The following is a 16,591-nucleotide window of genomic DNA, read 5'->3' as shown; positions in this document are numbered from 1 at the left end:
AAAGAAAAAAATATCGTTAACGTTTGCTGTCCTCTTACCCTCTTTTTTACTGCGCCGTCAAACTTTCTTGATTGTAAAAAGAGGGATAAGAACAGGAACTAAAATAAAATCAAAATGGAAGAAATTTTAAATCAATACGAAACAGTACATCCAAACGATGCTACAATTTGGTTCAAAGCTGGTAAAGTAGAAGATTTTCCAACCAATCGTGGCGGATGCATCAAATACAAAAACAAACAAATTGCCATTTTCAATTTTGCACGTCGTAACGAATGGTATGCTTGTCAAAATGCTTGTCCGCACAAAATGGAAATGGTTCTGGCAAGAGGCATGACAGGATCTACGGACGATATTCCGAAGATTGCCTGCCCAATGCACAAAAAAACATTCTCTTTGGTTGATGGTTCAAATTTAAATGGCGAAGAATATAAAATTGCAACGTATCCTATTAAAATCGTTGAAGACGAAGTGTTTGTTGGATTCATAGATTAAGCACGCGCAATCTTGTCATTTCGAGGAACGAGAAATCACACTCGGGAGTCAACAAAGATTGGCGATATTCTATACGGAGTTTCTAGTGTGATTTCTCGTTCCTCGAAATGACAAAACTATTGCAATTACTATGTGAATTAATGCAAGTGAAACGCCTCAACCCACAAAACAAATCTATGTCTCTATGTGTTAGAAAAAACCACACATAAAGACTTAATTCCGTATATTTGAAATCTATTATTCTTCCAAAAAAATGACAACACCTTTTCAAAAAGCAAGCGCGTGGATTGATGCCGAAAATGCTCAGGATCCAAATATCGAAATCGACCAAAATAAAGAATATCCTAAGGAATTATTGTATTCAAACAGAATGTATGAAAAACTGATGCAATTTCAACCGGATGCTTCAGAAGAAGTTCAGATCGCCTCAAAAGCACAACATATTTGCCGATGGAAAGTAGCGCGCGAAACGTACCCTATGGATCGTGTTGGTTATTTAAAATGGAGAGAAGATCTTAAAAAATTTCATGCCAAATTAGCTTCCGAAATTTTAGAAAAAGCAGGTTACAATCATGAATTTATTGCGAGAGTTTCTTTTTTAATCGAAAAGAAATTACTTAAAAAAGATGCCGAAACTCAATTACTTGAAGATGTAATTTGTCTTGTATTCTTAGAATATTATTTAGATCCATTTGTACACAAACACGATGAGGAAAAACTAAAAAACATCATCAAAAAAACCTGGGATAAAATGTCTGAAAAAGGACATCAGGAAGCCTTAAAAATTAATTATTCTGAAGAAAATTTAAATTTGATAAAAGCTTCTTTAGGGTTGTAATTATAATTTATGAAGAAAAGCAATCAGGAAGCTGCAGATAAAATTACTTTCAAAAATTTACGCCGTTGGTATTTTTTTGCGCTTTGGACTATTGCTATAACCATCATTTTAAGTCAGATTCTTGTTCAGTATAATTTAAAACAACAATTAAGCGATTCTAAAATCATCAATATTTCTGGTAAACAAAGAATGTTGAGTCAGAAAATTGTCAAGGAAGTTTTGATCTTAAACTATGTTGTCGATACTGCCAAAAAACCAGAAATCGCACATTTAAAAAGTGTTTTGTTACTTTGGAAAAACAATCAAAATGCATTAGAAAATGGCAGTGATACTTTAGCTTTTCCAAAAGAAAAAAGCGAAACTCTTTCTAAATTATATAAAGAAATAAATCCAAGTTTCTCAAATATTGCGGAAGCCGCAGACTTATTTCTCCTAAATTTAGAACAAAAAAACAGCTTCGAAAACAATCAAAAACTGGTACAAAAAATTCTAGAAAACGAAAGTATCTTTCTTTCTAAAATGAATCAAATTGTAAGTCAGTATGATATCGAAGCGCACGAAAAAGTAACTCAACAACGTAAAATCGAATATTGGATTTTTGCCTTTACGCTACTCATTCTTCTTCTCGAATTTTTCTTTATTTTCAGACCAACAAATAAGAAAATTGAAAGACTAATCGCCAAACTCTTAGCTTCTGAAAAAAAAGCACTTAAGCTCGCTTACGATACCGAAGTTATAAGTGAAATCAAGGAAAACTCCGTAAAAGAATTAAAATCTTTGAATTATGCCATGGAAAATACGCTGCTTTATTGCCGTATTGCTCCTGACGGTTCAATTATTCATGTTGGAGAAAAATTCGCCAAACTTTTAAATTATACCAAATTTTCATCGAATAAAAAATTCTCTGAAGTTTTAACCACCGATGAAAAAGAACAACTCAATATTGATCGTATTATTTTTGAGAAACAACGCAGCGGCTGGCAAGGCGAAATTAAAATTACCAACAAAGAAAACCAGACGATTTGGTTAGATTTATCGATGGTTCCGGTAATGATCAAAAAAGGCGAATTAGAGCTTTTAATCGTATGTTTTAATATTACCGAACGTAAAAAAGCACAACGAGAAGTCGAACGTTTGAATCTCGAAAACAGTACTGAAAAAATCAACCAACAAAAGATAATTTCGAGTAAAATTGTCGAAAACCAGGAAAACGAACAAAACCGAATTGCCAAAGAAATTCATGACGGAATTGGCCAGATGTTGACAGGTTTGAAATTTAGTTTAGAAAGCATTAATCTGGAAGACAAAGAGAAATCAGCTCAAAAAATAGAGTATCTAAAGAAGTTATCGCTCGATATAATCAAAGGAGTTCGTACGGCAACTTTCAACTTAATGCCTCCGGAATTGAGCGATCATGGTATCGTTTCTTCATTAGCAAAACTTACACAGGAACTTTCTAAACTAACCGGAAAAGAAATCCTCTTTTACAATAAAACCGATTTTGATCAGCGTTTAGATTCTTTAATCGAAATTAATATTTACCGTTTAACGCAGGAAGCGATTAACAATGCGATAAAATACGCCGAATCATCTCATATTATTGTGCAACTTTCGCACAGCGAGACTTTATTGAGCATTATTATTGATGATAACGGTAAAGGATTTGATATTCATGCTGTAGACAAAAAACGAAACAGCGAATCCGGAATGGGATTATTGTTTATGAAAGAAAGAATCCAATACATCAACGGACGTGTTTTTATCAAATCAATTCCTGGCGAAGGAACAAGGATTACCTTCAATATTCCGATTTGATTAATTAGATAATTTACGCACAAAACTTTGACAAAGGTTTTCACAATCTTGTCATCTCGACGAAGGAGAAATCGCACTAGAAACTCCGCAATCATAATCGACAATCTTTAATTACCACAATCTTGTCATTCTGAGGAACGAAGAATCTCCACAAGAAACTCTGCTATAAAAAATCGATCATCTTTGTCGATTTACGACTGCAATATCTCGTTATATCAAGATAACACAACTTTGTACTTACCAATCTTTGTCGAGCTACTCATTAAGATTCTTCGTTCCTCAGAATGACAAGATTGTTGCAAAAAAATAACCGATTAACAACGTTGTTTTTACATTCTCGAATTATCTAATTGCCACATTTTCTAATTATCTAATTTTAAAATTCAAAAATTACGTATATTAGCCTCATCATTATAGATGAATATACGTAAAAATTCAGAAAAAAATTAAGTAAACCATGAGTAATATTATTCGAGTAGTTCTGGCAGATGACCATGTTTTTGTAAGAGATGGAATAAAATCATTACTGGAAAACGAAGCAAACATTGAGGTTGTAGGTGAAGCTATAGATGGAACCGATGCTCTTGAAGTGGTTGAAGCCAGCAAACCTGATTTACTTATAGTAGATATTCGTATGCCTAACTTAACAGGTATTGAAGTAGTAGAAAAACTTAGAAGTGATAATAACAATGTGAAAATTATTATGCTTTCGATGCATGAATCTGAAGAATACGTATTGAAATCTATCAAAGCGGGTGCCGATGGTTATTTACTAAAAGGTTCAAGCAAAGAAGAATTCTTAAAAGCATTGCATACTGTTGCCGCAGGCGGAAAGTATTTTAGCGGAGACATTTCTTCTATCTTAATAAGCCAATTGACCAGCTCTTCAGTTTCATTAGAACCTAAACAAAATTTAGGTGAAGAAATGATGATTACCAAAAGAGAAAAAGAAATCCTTACATTATTGTTATCCGGAAAAGGAAACAAAGAAATTGCTGAAGCCCTTGAAATCAGTAAGCGAACAGCCGAAGTGCACCGTTTTAACTTAATGAAAAAGCTAAAAGTAAAGAACCTAATGGAACTTTCGAACAAGGCAACAGAATATTCCTTACTCTAAAAACTACGTATAATTACGTAATTATTTTTCATAAACTGCGTTTTAGCAGGTTTTAACTAAGTTATAGTACTTATTTTTATCAAAAATTATAAGTACTATGAAAACTACAAACTCACTATCGCAATCACACAAGATTTTATTTTTGAACACATTGGCTTTCACAGTGTGTTTCGCCTGTTGGACATTAAACGGAGTTCTGGTAACTTTTTTAGTCGATAACGGAATTTTTCATTGGAGTGTCGTTCAGGTTGGCTGGCTTCTTGGAATTCCGATCTTAACAGGTTCAATCATGCGCTTACCAATTGGTATTCTTACCGACAAATTTGGTGGCAAATATGTTTTTGTTCTTTTACTCCTCCTCTGTTCTATTCCTTTGTTTTTATTGCCTTTCGCAGATAGCTTTTTTATGTTTGCCTTACTAAGCTTTTTATTTGGAATGGTTGGAACCAGTTTTGCTGTCGGAATTGGATATACTTCGATTTGGTATCCAAAAGAATGGCAAGGTCGCGCTTTAGGAATTTTTGGAATGGGAAATGCCGGCGCCGCAATTACTACCTTTTTAGCGCCCTCATTATTGAATCATTTCTCTATAGAAGATCCTCAAAATGGCTGGAAAATACTTCCCGTTATTTATGCCATTGCTTTAGTTGTAATAGGACTTGCCTTTTTAATATTTGCTACAAACAAAAAAATAGAAAACAATACCAAAACGGTTTCGCAAATGCTTCAATCTTTAAAATCTGCCAGAGTTTGGCGTTTTGGAGCCTATTACTTTTTAGTTTTTGGATGTTTCGTTGCCTATTCACAATGGTTATTACCCAATTTCATGAACGTTTATCAAACCAGTTTAGTGATGGGCGGATTATTTGCTACGCTTTTCAGCTTGCCATCTGGTGTTATCAGAGCTTTTGGAGGTTATTTATCGGATAAATTTGGCGCCCGAAAAGTCATGTACTGGGTTTTGAGTTCATCAGTAATTTTGAGCGCTTTATTGATGATTCCGAAAATGGAAATTACTACAACCGGACCAGGCGTTTTAGCAACTAAAAAAGGAACTATTACGGAAGTTTCTAACGACAAAATAAAAATTGGTGATACTGATATTGCTGTTGCACAGAAAAAAGAAACCGAATCTGAAAATGCGATTTTTCCAACCAAAACTTCATGGCAGCAAGTTGTAGTCGAACAAAACCAAACCGTAAAGAAAAAAGAACTTTTAGCCAAAGGAATTACGGTAATTAAGTTCGATGCCAATATGTGGGTTTTCCTGATTTTAGTGATTTTAATTGGAATTTCATGGGGAATCGGGAAAGCGGCAGTTTACAAACATATTCCGGAATATTTCCCGACAGAAGTTGGCGTTGTTGGCGGAATGGTTGGAATGATTGGCGGTTTAGGCGGTTTCTTTGGGCCAATTATCTTTGGATATTTATTAACAGCCACAGGAATCTGGTCAAGTTCATGGATTTTTATTTTACTGCTTTCAGCAATTTGTTTGATTTGGATGCACTACACTATCACCAAAATTATGAATGAAAAACAACCTGTTTTAGCCAAAGTAATAGACAGACAATAGTTCCTTTTAAAAGCTTAAAAATTAGTAAGGAAATATGATTATTATCATTCCCCAAAAAATACTTTTCTTCTAATTTAACATCTTGTTTAAACCAACCAAATTATGAAAAAATTAAAAACAGCCATTTTAATGCTTTTAGCAGGAATAAGTTATAATATTCAGGCACAAGAATTAGATGTAAATTTACAGATAAGACCCCGCTTTGAATATCGAAACGGTTACAAAACGCTTTTACCTGAAGGCCAGGAAGGAACTTCGCAAATCTCTCAGCGTTCAAGATTAAATTTCAATTACAAACAAGATGAACTGACTGTAAAATTGACTTTTCAAAATACCCGAACCTGGGGTGATGTTCCAACTACAACAACAGCAGATAAAAACGGAGTAGCCATTTTTGAAGCTTGGGCGCAATACAATCTTACTGAAAAATGGAGTGCCAGAATGGGACGACAAGTATTATCGTACGACAATCAGCGCATTATGGGCGAAATAGACTGGGCGCAACAAGGACAAAGTCATGATGCGTTAATGGTTAGCTTTCATCCTAAAAACCATCAATTAGATATGGGAGCAGCTTACAACTCAAATGCCGAAAATACTTTTCAAACTCCATATATCGTTGCTAATTACAAAGCGATGCAATATGCTTGGTATCATACCAGTTTTGACAAATTGGGCGTGAGTTTATTAATGCTGAATACCGGTTATGAATACGCCAATACAGCTGCTAAATTATTGGTAGATTACAAACAAACTTTTGGAACTTACCTGACTTATAAAACCAAAAAAATCGATAGTAATCTTAGTTTCTACGGTCAAACCGGAAAAAGTACTGATAAAAGTGTGAGCGCTTGGTATGTCGGAGCTGCTTTTGGACACAATATAACCGACTCGTTTAAAGCTGGTTTAGGTTATGAATTTCTATCTGGAAAAGACATGAATGACGGAAGCACAGTGATCAAATCATTCAACCCAATATTCGGTACTAATCATGCTTTTAATGGCTATATGGATTATTTTTATGTAGGCAATCACTTAAACAGTGTTGGTTTACAAGATGCTTATTTAAAGTTGAATTACAATATTAAAAAATGGCAATTTGCTTTGATTCCGCATGTTTTTTCGGCACCAAACAAAGTAATTAATGCTGCGAACGAAGAGCTTGATCCTTACTTAGGAACTGAGGTTGACTTTACAGCCGGATTTAATTTCAAAAAAGACATTACCTTAACTGGAGGTTATTCTCAAATGTTTGGCACAAAAACTTTAGAATTTTTAAAATCTCCCGGATATGCAGGACATACCAACAACTGGGCATGGTTAATGATTTCTGTAAATCCTAGAATTTTTAGTTGGAAGAAATAGGTATTTTTCACATCAACTTTAATATTTTACCCTTTTTCAAAATTGAGAAAGGGTATTTTTTTTATATGAATTGATATTGTATTTTTATTGAATAAATTACAATATATATGAATCGTATATTATTTTCTTTAGGAATAATTATTCTATTGATTTGTTGTAAATCATTACCCAAATGAAAATCATAGCCTGGAATTGCAATATGGCATTCAGAAAAAAAGCGGAACTTATTCTGGCTTTCAATCCTGATATTGTTGTAATTTCTGAGTGTGAAAATCCTGAAAAACTCAAATTTCCCAGCGATACAAAATTACCAACGGATATTCTTTGGTACGGAACAAATCCGAATAAAGGACTTGGAATATTTTCTTATAGCGATTATCGATTTCGATTGATGGATTGTCATAATCCTGATTTCAAAAATATTTTACCAATCGCTGTAACTGGCGGAAAAGTTGATTTTACTCTATTTGCTATTTGGGCAAATAATCCTTCAGATAAAGACGGCGCTTATGTAACGCAGGTTTGGAAAGCGATTAATTATTACGAAGATTTACTCTCAGAAAACAAAACGATTTTAATTGGAGATTTCAACAGCAATACAATTTGGGACAAACCACGTCGCGAAGGAAATCATACAACGGTTGTCAATACATTAGCCGAAAAGAATATTTTCAGTACCTACCATAAATATTACAATCAAACGCAAGGGAAAGAAGAACATCCCACTTTATATATGTACCGTCACGAAAACAAACCGTATCATCTTGATTATTGTTTTGCTTCAAATGATTTTATAAATATTTTAGAAAGTGTCGAAGTTGGAACTTATCAAGATTGGACAATGCACAGTGATCACAAACCTTTAATAATTAAATTTAATATATAACTATGAACAACTGGACTCAAAGATGGGACGACCGCTACAGCAATGAAGAATTTGCGTACGGCGAAGAGCCCAACAATTACTTGAAAGAACAAATAGAAAAATTAAACCCCGGAACAATCCTTTTTCCCGCAGAAGGCGAAGGAAGAAATGCAGTTTTTGCAGCCAAATTAGGTTGGAAAGTTTCCGCTTTTGATATAAGTGAAGAAGGAAAAAACAAAGCCATCAAACTTGCTGAAGCCAATAATGTAACTATTGATTACAAGGTTGGAGAATTAGAAACATTAAATTATCAACCAGAACAATTTGATGCTATTGCGTTGATTTACGCTCATTTTCCAGCAGAGATAAAATCATCACTTCATAAAACACTTGAAACTTATTTGCGTAAAGATGGTATTATTATTTTTGAAGCTTTCAGCAAAAAACACTTAGAATATCTTGCTATAAACGATAAAGTTGGCGGTCCAAAAGACATTGAATCTTTATTTTCGATTGAAGAAATTCAAGCCGATTTTCCTAATTATGAAATCATCGAATTAGAAGAAAAAGAAATCGAATTAAACGAAGGTTTATTCCATAACGGAAAAGGTTCTGTAATTCGATTTGTTGGCACAAAAAAGTAAATTATACACGACGTGGAGGCGCACTGCAGTGCGTCTCTACAATTGGCTCTTTTAAAAAATACCTCAAAAAAACATTCCCTTGGAAGATAATTCGTAAATTTGGAAAAATATTGAATGTGATGGATTTACAAACTAGAAAAATAGAATTTGTACAAGAGTTTTTAAAAATTCAAAGCGAAGAAGTTATTTCTCAACTTGAAAATTTATTAAACAGAAACAAAAAAGATGTTGATGAGGATAACTTTTTTAAACCAATGTCTATTGAAGAATTCAACAACAGAATAGACCAATCCGAAGATGATTTCAAAAATGGCAGATACAAAAGTACCTCTGAACTTTTAGAAAAATATAAGTAATGAAATTAAAAATTACTTGGTCACAATTTGCAGAGAATCAAATTGATAAAATATACGATTATTATCTTCAAAAAGCTGGAATTAGAGTCGCTAAAAAAATCATCAAAGAAATAATTTCTGAACCAAACAAACTCACAAGTAATACATTTTCTACTCAAATTGAGGATCTTTTAATTGATAGAGAAAACAAGTATTATTATTTAATTTGCAATAATTACAAAATTATTTACTGTATTGACATAGAAAATAAGCGAATTAAAATTGCTGATGTTTTTGATACAAGACAAAATCCGTTAAAAATCAAACGCACGAAATAGTTTAATAAGTAATAATACTTATTAAGAATTTAAAAATATTTATGTTCCATAATTTCAGCTCGTAACTCAGGAATAGCCAAAATTCCAATTCTTTTTCCGACAGTTTTAATTAGCATTTCTTTTTTAAGACTTGAAAGTATTCGGATGGCTTGTTCTTCAGTCGTTCCGGCAAAATCAGCGATTTCTTTTCTAGAGAGTTCAATATCAATTAAACCGTCTATTTGTCCAAATTTGCGATGGATATACAACAACAAATCAATCACACGTTCACGAACATTCATGTGCGCAATTTTTCGAATGTTATTTTCGCTTTTGTTAAGTTCATCAGCATAAAATAGCATTAAAGCGTACGTAAATTCAGGAACATTTTGCAGGATTTCTAACATCGTTTCATTACTAAAATTGCATAAAACGGTATCTTCAAGGGCATAAGCACCAATTAAATAACGTTTTGAAGTTCCAAATCCACGGAAACCAATTGTATCTCCATTTTTCGTTAAGCGAACAATTTGTTCCCGACCGTTTATACCCGTTTTCACCGTTTTTACTTTTCCGCTGCAAATAAAATAAAGTCCCTGTAATGGAGCGCCTTCAGTAATAAATTGATCCGATTTTTTACTGACAAAGCTATTCTTCTTCAAAATAAATTGTCTCATTTGCTCTAAGTGCAAATGTTTCTTAATAAAACAATTTTCATTGATACAGGTATAACAAATAGGTTGTTCTTCTTTCATGAGTTCTAATTTTATGCATTTAAAACTAATTTGCTGTTCCTTGTTTATTTTTATCAAAAGTAGAAAAATAAATTCTAAAAATAAGTATTTTTACGTATAAATACTTATTTTTGTATAGAACTAAATAAGTGAATTATTTAGAATCCAAGAAGAATCAATATAGTAGTATTCAAAAAACAGTTGCAATGCAAAATACCAAAATCAAAACTACCTGTTCTTATTGTGGCGTTGGCTGCGGGATTATCGTCACCAATGATGCAAAAAACGGTGTGATGGTAACTGGCGACAAAGACCATCCGGTAAACAAAGGAATGTTGTGTTCTAAAGGAATGAATTTGCATTACGTTGCCAATGATACTTCGGACAGGATTTTATATCCTGAAATGCGCGGCAGCAAATCTTATCCTTTAGAGCGTGTGAGCTGGGATACTGCACTTGATCGCGCTGCTGCAGTTTTTACTTCTATTATAAAAAAACACGGACCTGATAGCGTTGGTTTTTATATTTCTGGCCAATGTTTAACCGAGGAATATTATTTGGTAAACAAACTCGTAAAAGGCTTTTTGAAAACCAATAATATCGATACCAATTCCCGACTTTGCATGAGCTCTGCAGTTGTGGGTTATAAAAAGACTTTTGGCGAAGATTCTGTGCCAATTGCTTATGATGATATCGAATTAGCAGATACTTTCCTGATTACAGGCGCAAACCCTGCTTGGTGTCATCCCATTTTATTTAGAAGAATTGAAAAACACAAAGAGAAAAATCCGAAAATAAAAATCATTGTTATTGATCCGAGACGAACAGATACAGCTGCTTTCGCCGATTTGCATTTGCAGATTCTTCCCGGAACTGATATTATTTTGTATCATGCGATTGCCAAACGAATCATCGAAAAAGGTTATGTCGATCACGATTTTGTAAAAAATCATGCCGAAAACTTCAAACAATATAAAGACTTAGTTTTAAATACCTCTTTTGAAAAAGCTTCTAAACTTTGCGGAATTTCTGTAAACGATATTAAAATTGCTGCAGATATTATCGGAAAAGCGAAAGGGTTTATTTCGCTTTGGGCGATGGGATTGAACCAAAGTGCCGTTGGAGTTGATAAAAATACGGCTTTACTGAATTTATCTTTATTAACAGGACAAATTGGAAAACCCGGTTCAGGTCCTTTCTCATTAACTGGACAACCGAATGCAATGGGTGGACGAGAAGTGGGCGGAATGGCAACTTTATTGGCCGCACACAAAGACATTGCAAATCCGGAACATCGTAAAGAAGTCGCTGATTTTTGGGGAGTTGATGAAATATCAGACAAACCTGGTTTAACGGCTACTGAAATGTTCGAAGCTTTAGAATCTGGAGAAATGAAAGCCGTTTGGATTATCTGTACCAATCCTATGGTAAGTTTACCTGATTCGCGACGTATCGAAAAAGCTTTGCAAAATGCCAAATTCGTTGTTGTTCAGGATATTTCGCATAATGCAGATACATCAAAATATGCCGATTTATTATTACCCGCCGCTGGTTGGTTAGAAAAAGAAGGCACTATGACGAATTCTGAGCGTCGTATTTCGTATTTACCTAAAGGAATAAATGCTCCCGGAGAAGCACTTCCTGATATTGAAATTTTAATTCGTTTTGCTAAAAAAATGAATTTCAATGGTTTTAATTTTAATAGTGCCGAAGAGATTTACAAAGAACATTGCGCGCTAACGAAAAATACCAACATCGATATTTCATTTTTAAACTATCATCGTTTAAAAACCGAAGGCACTTTTCAATGGCCGGTTCCTGATTATGGACATCAAGGAACTCCTCGCCTTTTTACCGATAAAAAATTCTATACGCCATCACAAAAAGCTATTTTCAATTTACCAACGCATATTGAAAATACATCAGAGCAGCCAAGTCCACAATTTCCTTTTATTCTAACCACAGGAAGAGTTCGCGATCAATGGCATACAATGACCAAAACCGGAAAAGTCTCCAGATTGATGACACATACACCAAGTCCGGTTTTAGAAATTAATCCGATTGATGCTTTTAAAAATGATATAAAAAACGGCGATATTGTCGTAGTTTCCAGTAAAAATGGAGAAGTTCGGGTAAAAGCAAAAGTGACTGATTCGATCAAAGAAAAAGTAGTTTTTCTGCCGATGCATTGGGGAAAACAACTCGAAAATGACTTGAACCGAACCAATAATTTAACCAATACGGTTGTCGATCCGGTTTCAAAAGAACCCGATTTTAAATATACTACGGTTAACATTGCAAAATATGTAAAACCATTTCAAAAAATAGTTCTTGTTGGTGCTGGAGCAGCTTCTTTCAGATTCATTCAAAATTATCGTGAATTCAATCAAACCGATGAAATAATCGTTTTCTCGAATGAAGTTAATCCGTTTTACAATCGTGTGTTACTGCCGGAATATATGACTGGCGAATTTTCTTGGGAACAATTATTAAAAGTAAAAGATGGTGAAGCTTTAAATAAGCTAAAAATCACCATGAAAGCCGGCGTAGCAATTGATAAAATAGATGCAGCTAAAAAAACAATTATAGATAGTCTGGGCGAAACTCATACTTATGATTCTTTGATTCTCGCAACCGGAAGCCGTCCTTTTATTCCTGAAAATGCTCAACTTCATCTTCCCGGTCGTTTTACCGTAAGACGAAAAGAAGATGCTGATCGCTTAAAAAAACATCTCGACAGCACTAATTTACCTCCCGAAGAACAACACGTTGTTATTATAGGCGGTGGTTTATTAGGTTTAGAATTGGCAGCTGCTTTAAAACATAAAAAAGTAAAAACAACCATAATTCAGCGAGCTTCACGTTTGATGGAACGTCAGCTTGACCGAATTTCAAGTAAATTATTAGCCGAAGAAGTTCAGCTTCGTGATATTCAAATTTATTTTGATAATGAAGTAAGTACTGTTTTTGAAACTGATAATGAAAATGAAATAGAAATTGCTTTAAAAAGTGGCAGAATCATTACTGCTAATGCTATCGTATATACTATTGGAACAATTCCGAATATCGAAATCGCCCGCGAAACAGGCCTTGCTTGTGGTCGTGGCGTAAAAGTAAATCAGTATTTACAATCGTCAAATCCTGATATTTATGCCATTGGAGAAATCGCTGAATTCAATAATAAACTATTCGGAATCACATCGGCAGCAGAAGAACAAGCCGACATTCTGGCGAATTTTTTAGCGGGCGATATCAGCAGTTTTTACAAAGGTTCGATCTTAATGAATATTCTGAAACTTGAAGACATTAATTTGTGCAGTATTGGTGATCTAACGATTCCTGAAAACGATGATTCTTACGAAGAAATTGTTTTTGCCGATCTCAAAAAACGCTACTACAAAAAATGCATTGTAAAAGATGATTTGCTTGTCGGTGCCATTTTAATGGGTGATAAAAATGAATTTGCCGAGTTTAAAACGATGATCGAAAGCAAAATCGAATTATCAGATAAACGAAACACATTATTAAGAGGAAGCTCAAATGCAAAACCTGTTTTAGGAAAATTAGTATGTTCCTGCAGTCAGGTTGGAGCCGGAAATATAGAAGAAACGATTAAAAGCGGTGTCAATAACTTTACGGATTTATGTAAAAACACCGGTGCAGGATTAGGCTGCGGAAGTTGTAAAACAGAGGTTAAAGAGATACTTGCTAAGTGTAAAGTTTAGTTTACTTTGTTTCAGGTTTCAAGTTGTTGGATTGTTTGTCATTTCGACGTAAGGAGAAATCACACTAGAAACTCCGCACAGAAAGTTGTCAATCTTTGTCGATTTACGAGTGTGATTTCTCCTTACGTCGAAATGACAATACTTTGTCTACACAAAGATTATGGACAAAGTAAAACTTGAAACCTGAAACAAAAAAAACTAAAACAAAAAGTAAAAACCTGAAACAAAAAAAGATAATGGAACTAACAAGATTAATAGTAAAAGGAGGCGTTATTTCACCAGGTGAACTGCGAGAAGTTGTCAATATGGCAATGGAACAAGGCTTAGATTCAATTTCATTTGGTTCAAGACAAGACATTATTTTTCCAAACGGATTTAAATCTTTAGATAAAGAAAAATTAGGGAAACATCATTTTGTATTTCCGGAAGAAAAAAGCGGTAACAACATTGTTTCTTCCTATGTTTCAACTGATATTTTCAGAAATACCAATTGGCTTACGGGTAACAAATTCTTATATATTTTAGAACAATTTAAAGAGCAGCCAAAACTCAAAGTAAACATCAACGACCCAAAACAACAATTGGTTCCGTTATTTACAGGGCATCTTAATTTTATTGCCTCAGAGCATGAAGATTACTGGTATTTATACATTCGTTTGCCAAAATGGGAACGCATGGAAATGTATCCCATTTTAATTTACAGTTGGGACATTGCGAAATTTTACTACGAAATCGAAAAAATAACGGCTGAAGAATCTATTGGAATCGATATGATATTTGCGCTTGTTAGCGAAACTCTGGATACAAACAACCGAACAATTGACAAACCGTTGAACATTCCGTTTTACCCTTTTCCATATTACGAAGGAATGAACCGTATGGGAATTGATCAATACTGGCTGGGATTATATTGGAGGAATAACTTGTACAATTTAGATTTTCTAAAGGAAATGTGTGATTTATGCTTTGATTGTAAAATCGGGAAAATATGTATTACGCCCTGGAAATCATTTATTGTAAAAGGAATTCCAAAAGATCGAAAACTGGAGTGGGAAAAATTCTTGGGTAAAAAAGGAATCAACGTCCGTCATTCTTTGTTAGAACTCAACTGGCATTTACCAGTTGCAATGGAATGGGCTTTGAACCTTAAAACCTTTCTCGTTCGCACGCTCGATCAATTTGATATTAGCACATATGGCTTAACTTTTGGCATATCTGAATACAACCGTGACGGACATTATTTCACTTCGATTGTTGTCGAAAAAAATGAGCTGCCGCCAGCTTTAGAATCAATTAAAATCCGAGATACTTACAATGTTTTATTTGCAAAGAATTTCGATCCAAATACGAGAGAATATATAGTGCATTCGCAAGATATTGACAAGCTCGAATTGCCAACAATTTTAATTGAATTGAGTCGGAAATATTTCGATGAGCTCGGAAATTCTGTTCCCGAAACTACAGAAAATCTACAGAAAAAAGAAAAACCACAATTGGATATTTACCAATGTCAGGAATGTCTAACACTATATAATTCTGAATACGGTGACGAATCGCAGGGAATTCCAAAAGGCATTTCATTTACAGATTTAGCTGAAACGTATTGTTGTTCTTTGTGCGAAGCGCCGAAGAGTAATTTTAAGATTTTAGAAGTTGTCGAAAACTAAAATCACTTACAAATCGATATCGACGCATTTCAAAATATAATTGTTAAGAGATTTGAATTTTTAAATTACACTAAATTATTAACAAATTAATAATCAGTTATTTAATTGTAAAATTTAACTAAAAGCTTAACATTGGCGCATTTGTTTATTGATTATATTTACTTAACTGTAAATTAACAATTTAGTTACATTGTTGACAATGTACTCATCTAAAAGCAAATTTATTATATGGAAAACAAAGCCACAGATACGAATCTTGAGAATATAGATTCTCCAAAACCAGAAATTAAGCAACCAGCCACAGAGGCGGCAAAACCTGCAAATACTCCTGCAAAAACACCCGTTCGTAAGCCAGCACCGGTAAAAACAACAACTGCTGCAAAACCGGCTGCGCCAACAACTGCAAAACCAGCGACTACAAAAACGCCAATAAAACCTGCTGCATCGACAACTGTAAAAGCAGCGGCAACAGCTGTGCCAAAAGTTCCCGCAAAAGCAACAACTACGGCGAAACCAGCAGCAAAAAGTACTCCAGTAAAAAAAGTAGCCATTCCGACTATAAAACCTGAAGTTATAAAGGAAATTATAGAACCAAAAGAAAGCAAGGCAGCTAAAACAGATTTAAAAGAAGAAAATACAAAAGATAAATCAGCGGATAAAAAGAAGAAAAAAATGAAAGAAAAGGAAAAGGAAAAAGAGAAAAAGAAATTAGCTAAGAAAAAAGAAAAAGCTAAAAACGATAAAAAGAAAGAAAAAGCTAAAAAAGCAAAACAAAAAGCGAAAGCTAAGAAAAAAGAAAAAGCTAAAAAGGCGAAGGAAAAAGCGAAAGCTAAAAAAATAGCCAAAAAGAAAGCGAAGTCTCAAAAAAAATCTAAGGCTAAAAAGAAAAAATAATATCAGAAAGGTTTGACTTTAAGTTGAACCTTTTTTTTGTCTCTAAATTTATCGTCTAGTATGTCATTTCGACGAAGGAGACCCGAGCGATAGCGAACAGACGAAGTAAATCGCACTCGTAAATCGACACAGATTGGCGTTTTTCTTTGCGGAGTTTCTAGTGTGATTTCTCTTTCGTCGAAATGACAAAACTGTGCGATCATACGT

Annotated in this window: 14 protein-coding genes; 13 read left to right on the top strand and 1 reads right to left on the bottom strand. The window is 33.9% G+C overall.

From position 1 onward, the window contains the following. The first annotated feature begins 114 nt into the window (after positions 1–114). From nirD to ACHRVZ_RS16770, 10 genes are all read left to right on the top strand, one after another. Positions 115–492, top strand: coding sequence for a nitrite reductase small subunit NirD (gene nirD / locus ACHRVZ_RS16815; protein ID WP_395424047.1), 378 nt, complete (start codon positions 115–117; stop codon positions 490–492). 253 nt (positions 493–745) lie between these two features. Then, positions 746–1,330, top strand: a complete 585-nt coding sequence (locus ACHRVZ_RS16810) for a DUF4202 domain-containing protein (RefSeq protein ID WP_395424046.1) — start codon at positions 746–748, stop codon at positions 1,328–1,330. A gap of 9 nt (positions 1,331–1,339) precedes the next feature. Further along, positions 1,340–3,145: an ATP-binding protein gene (locus ACHRVZ_RS16805; protein ID WP_395424045.1), complete on the top strand. Its 1,806-nt coding sequence runs from the start codon at positions 1,340–1,342 to the stop codon at positions 3,143–3,145. A gap of 457 nt (positions 3,146–3,602) precedes the next feature. Further along, positions 3,603–4,262 (top strand): response regulator, encoded by a 660-nt coding sequence (locus ACHRVZ_RS16800; RefSeq protein ID WP_395424044.1) that lies wholly within the window; start codon positions 3,603–3,605, stop codon positions 4,260–4,262. A 97-nt stretch (positions 4,263–4,359) separates the two neighbouring features. Then, positions 4,360–5,838: a nitrate/nitrite transporter gene (locus ACHRVZ_RS16795; RefSeq protein WP_395424043.1), complete on the top strand. Its 1,479-nt coding sequence runs from the start codon at positions 4,360–4,362 to the stop codon at positions 5,836–5,838. 102 nt (positions 5,839–5,940) lie between these two features. Then, positions 5,941–7,203 carry an alginate export family protein gene (locus tag ACHRVZ_RS16790; protein WP_395424042.1) on the top strand — a complete coding sequence of 421 codons (1,263 nt, stop codon included), beginning with the start codon at positions 5,941–5,943 and terminating at the stop codon, positions 7,201–7,203. Between the two features lie 172 nt (positions 7,204–7,375). Next, positions 7,376–8,089: an endonuclease/exonuclease/phosphatase family protein gene (locus ACHRVZ_RS16785; protein ID WP_395424041.1), complete on the top strand. Its 714-nt coding sequence runs from the start codon at positions 7,376–7,378 to the stop codon at positions 8,087–8,089. A 2-nt stretch (positions 8,090–8,091) separates the two neighbouring features. Continuing rightward, positions 8,092–8,712: a class I SAM-dependent methyltransferase gene (locus ACHRVZ_RS16780; RefSeq protein WP_395424040.1), complete on the top strand. Its 621-nt coding sequence runs from the start codon at positions 8,092–8,094 to the stop codon at positions 8,710–8,712. Between the two features lie 119 nt (positions 8,713–8,831). Beyond that, positions 8,832–9,068 (top strand): hypothetical protein, encoded by a 237-nt coding sequence (locus ACHRVZ_RS16775; RefSeq protein WP_395424039.1) that lies wholly within the window; start codon positions 8,832–8,834, stop codon positions 9,066–9,068. Further along, positions 9,068–9,385 (top strand): type II toxin-antitoxin system RelE/ParE family toxin, encoded by a 318-nt coding sequence (locus ACHRVZ_RS16770; RefSeq protein ID WP_395424038.1) that lies wholly within the window; start codon positions 9,068–9,070, stop codon positions 9,383–9,385. Before ACHRVZ_RS16775 ends, ACHRVZ_RS16770 begins: the two co-directional genes overlap by 1 nt. Positions 9,386–9,414: 29 nt before the next feature. Here ACHRVZ_RS16770 and ACHRVZ_RS16765 read toward each other — a convergent pair whose 3' ends face one another. Continuing rightward, positions 9,415–10,119 carry a Crp/Fnr family transcriptional regulator gene (locus ACHRVZ_RS16765; protein WP_395424037.1) on the bottom strand — a complete coding sequence of 235 codons (705 nt, stop codon included), beginning with the start codon at positions 10,117–10,119 and terminating at the stop codon, positions 9,415–9,417. Positions 10,120–10,304: 185 nt separating this feature from the next. Between ACHRVZ_RS16765 and ACHRVZ_RS16760 the strand changes: the two genes are divergently transcribed. The 3 genes from ACHRVZ_RS16760 (at position 10,305) to ACHRVZ_RS16750 (ending at position 16,384) form a co-directional block, all read left to right on the top strand. Further along, entirely contained in the window at positions 10,305–13,823 is a 3,519-nt protein-coding gene (locus ACHRVZ_RS16760) for a molybdopterin-dependent oxidoreductase (RefSeq protein WP_395424036.1), read from the top strand. Between the two features lie 236 nt (positions 13,824–14,059). Then, positions 14,060–15,490 (top strand): rubredoxin, encoded by a 1,431-nt coding sequence (locus ACHRVZ_RS16755; RefSeq protein ID WP_395424035.1) that lies wholly within the window; start codon positions 14,060–14,062, stop codon positions 15,488–15,490. Positions 15,491–15,718: 228 nt separating this feature from the next. Then, the gene (locus ACHRVZ_RS16750) at positions 15,719–16,384 is read left to right on the top strand and encodes a hypothetical protein (RefSeq protein WP_395424034.1); all 666 of its coding nucleotides are present in this window, start codon (positions 15,719–15,721) and stop codon (positions 16,382–16,384) included. Positions 16,385–16,591 lie beyond the last annotated feature (207 nt).

The sequence above is a fragment of the Flavobacterium sp. FlaQc-57 genome, from assembly GCF_044007395.1.
GTDB lineage: Bacteria > Bacteroidota > Bacteroidia > Flavobacteriales > Flavobacteriaceae > Flavobacterium.
Note: the sequence above shows the minus strand (reverse complement) of the source record. Positions and strands in the feature narration are given on the sequence as shown.

Coding starts and splice junctions, on each gene's coding strand:
- ACHRVZ_RS16750 (WP_395424034.1), top strand. CDS start 15,719: ATGGAAAACAAAGCCACAGATACGAATCTTGAGAATATAGATTCTCCA.
- ACHRVZ_RS16765 (WP_395424037.1), bottom strand. CDS start 10,119: ATGAAAGAAGAACAACCTATTTGTTATACCTGTATCAATGAAAATTGT.
- ACHRVZ_RS16800 (WP_395424044.1), top strand. CDS start 3,603: ATGAGTAATATTATTCGAGTAGTTCTGGCAGATGACCATGTTTTTGTA.
- ACHRVZ_RS16795 (WP_395424043.1), top strand. CDS start 4,360: ATGAAAACTACAAACTCACTATCGCAATCACACAAGATTTTATTTTTG.
- ACHRVZ_RS16760 (WP_395424036.1), top strand. CDS start 10,305: ATGCAAAATACCAAAATCAAAACTACCTGTTCTTATTGTGGCGTTGGC.
- ACHRVZ_RS16785 (WP_395424041.1), top strand. CDS start 7,376: ATGAAAATCATAGCCTGGAATTGCAATATGGCATTCAGAAAAAAAGCG.
- ACHRVZ_RS16770 (WP_395424038.1), top strand. CDS start 9,068: ATGAAATTAAAAATTACTTGGTCACAATTTGCAGAGAATCAAATTGAT.
- nirD (WP_395424047.1), top strand. CDS start 115: ATGGAAGAAATTTTAAATCAATACGAAACAGTACATCCAAACGATGCT.
- ACHRVZ_RS16805 (WP_395424045.1), top strand. CDS start 1,340: ATGAAGAAAAGCAATCAGGAAGCTGCAGATAAAATTACTTTCAAAAAT.
- ACHRVZ_RS16780 (WP_395424040.1), top strand. CDS start 8,092: ATGAACAACTGGACTCAAAGATGGGACGACCGCTACAGCAATGAAGAA.
- ACHRVZ_RS16755 (WP_395424035.1), top strand. CDS start 14,060: ATGGAACTAACAAGATTAATAGTAAAAGGAGGCGTTATTTCACCAGGT.
- ACHRVZ_RS16810 (WP_395424046.1), top strand. CDS start 746: ATGACAACACCTTTTCAAAAAGCAAGCGCGTGGATTGATGCCGAAAAT.
- ACHRVZ_RS16790 (WP_395424042.1), top strand. CDS start 5,941: ATGAAAAAATTAAAAACAGCCATTTTAATGCTTTTAGCAGGAATAAGT.
- ACHRVZ_RS16775 (WP_395424039.1), top strand. CDS start 8,832: ATGGATTTACAAACTAGAAAAATAGAATTTGTACAAGAGTTTTTAAAA.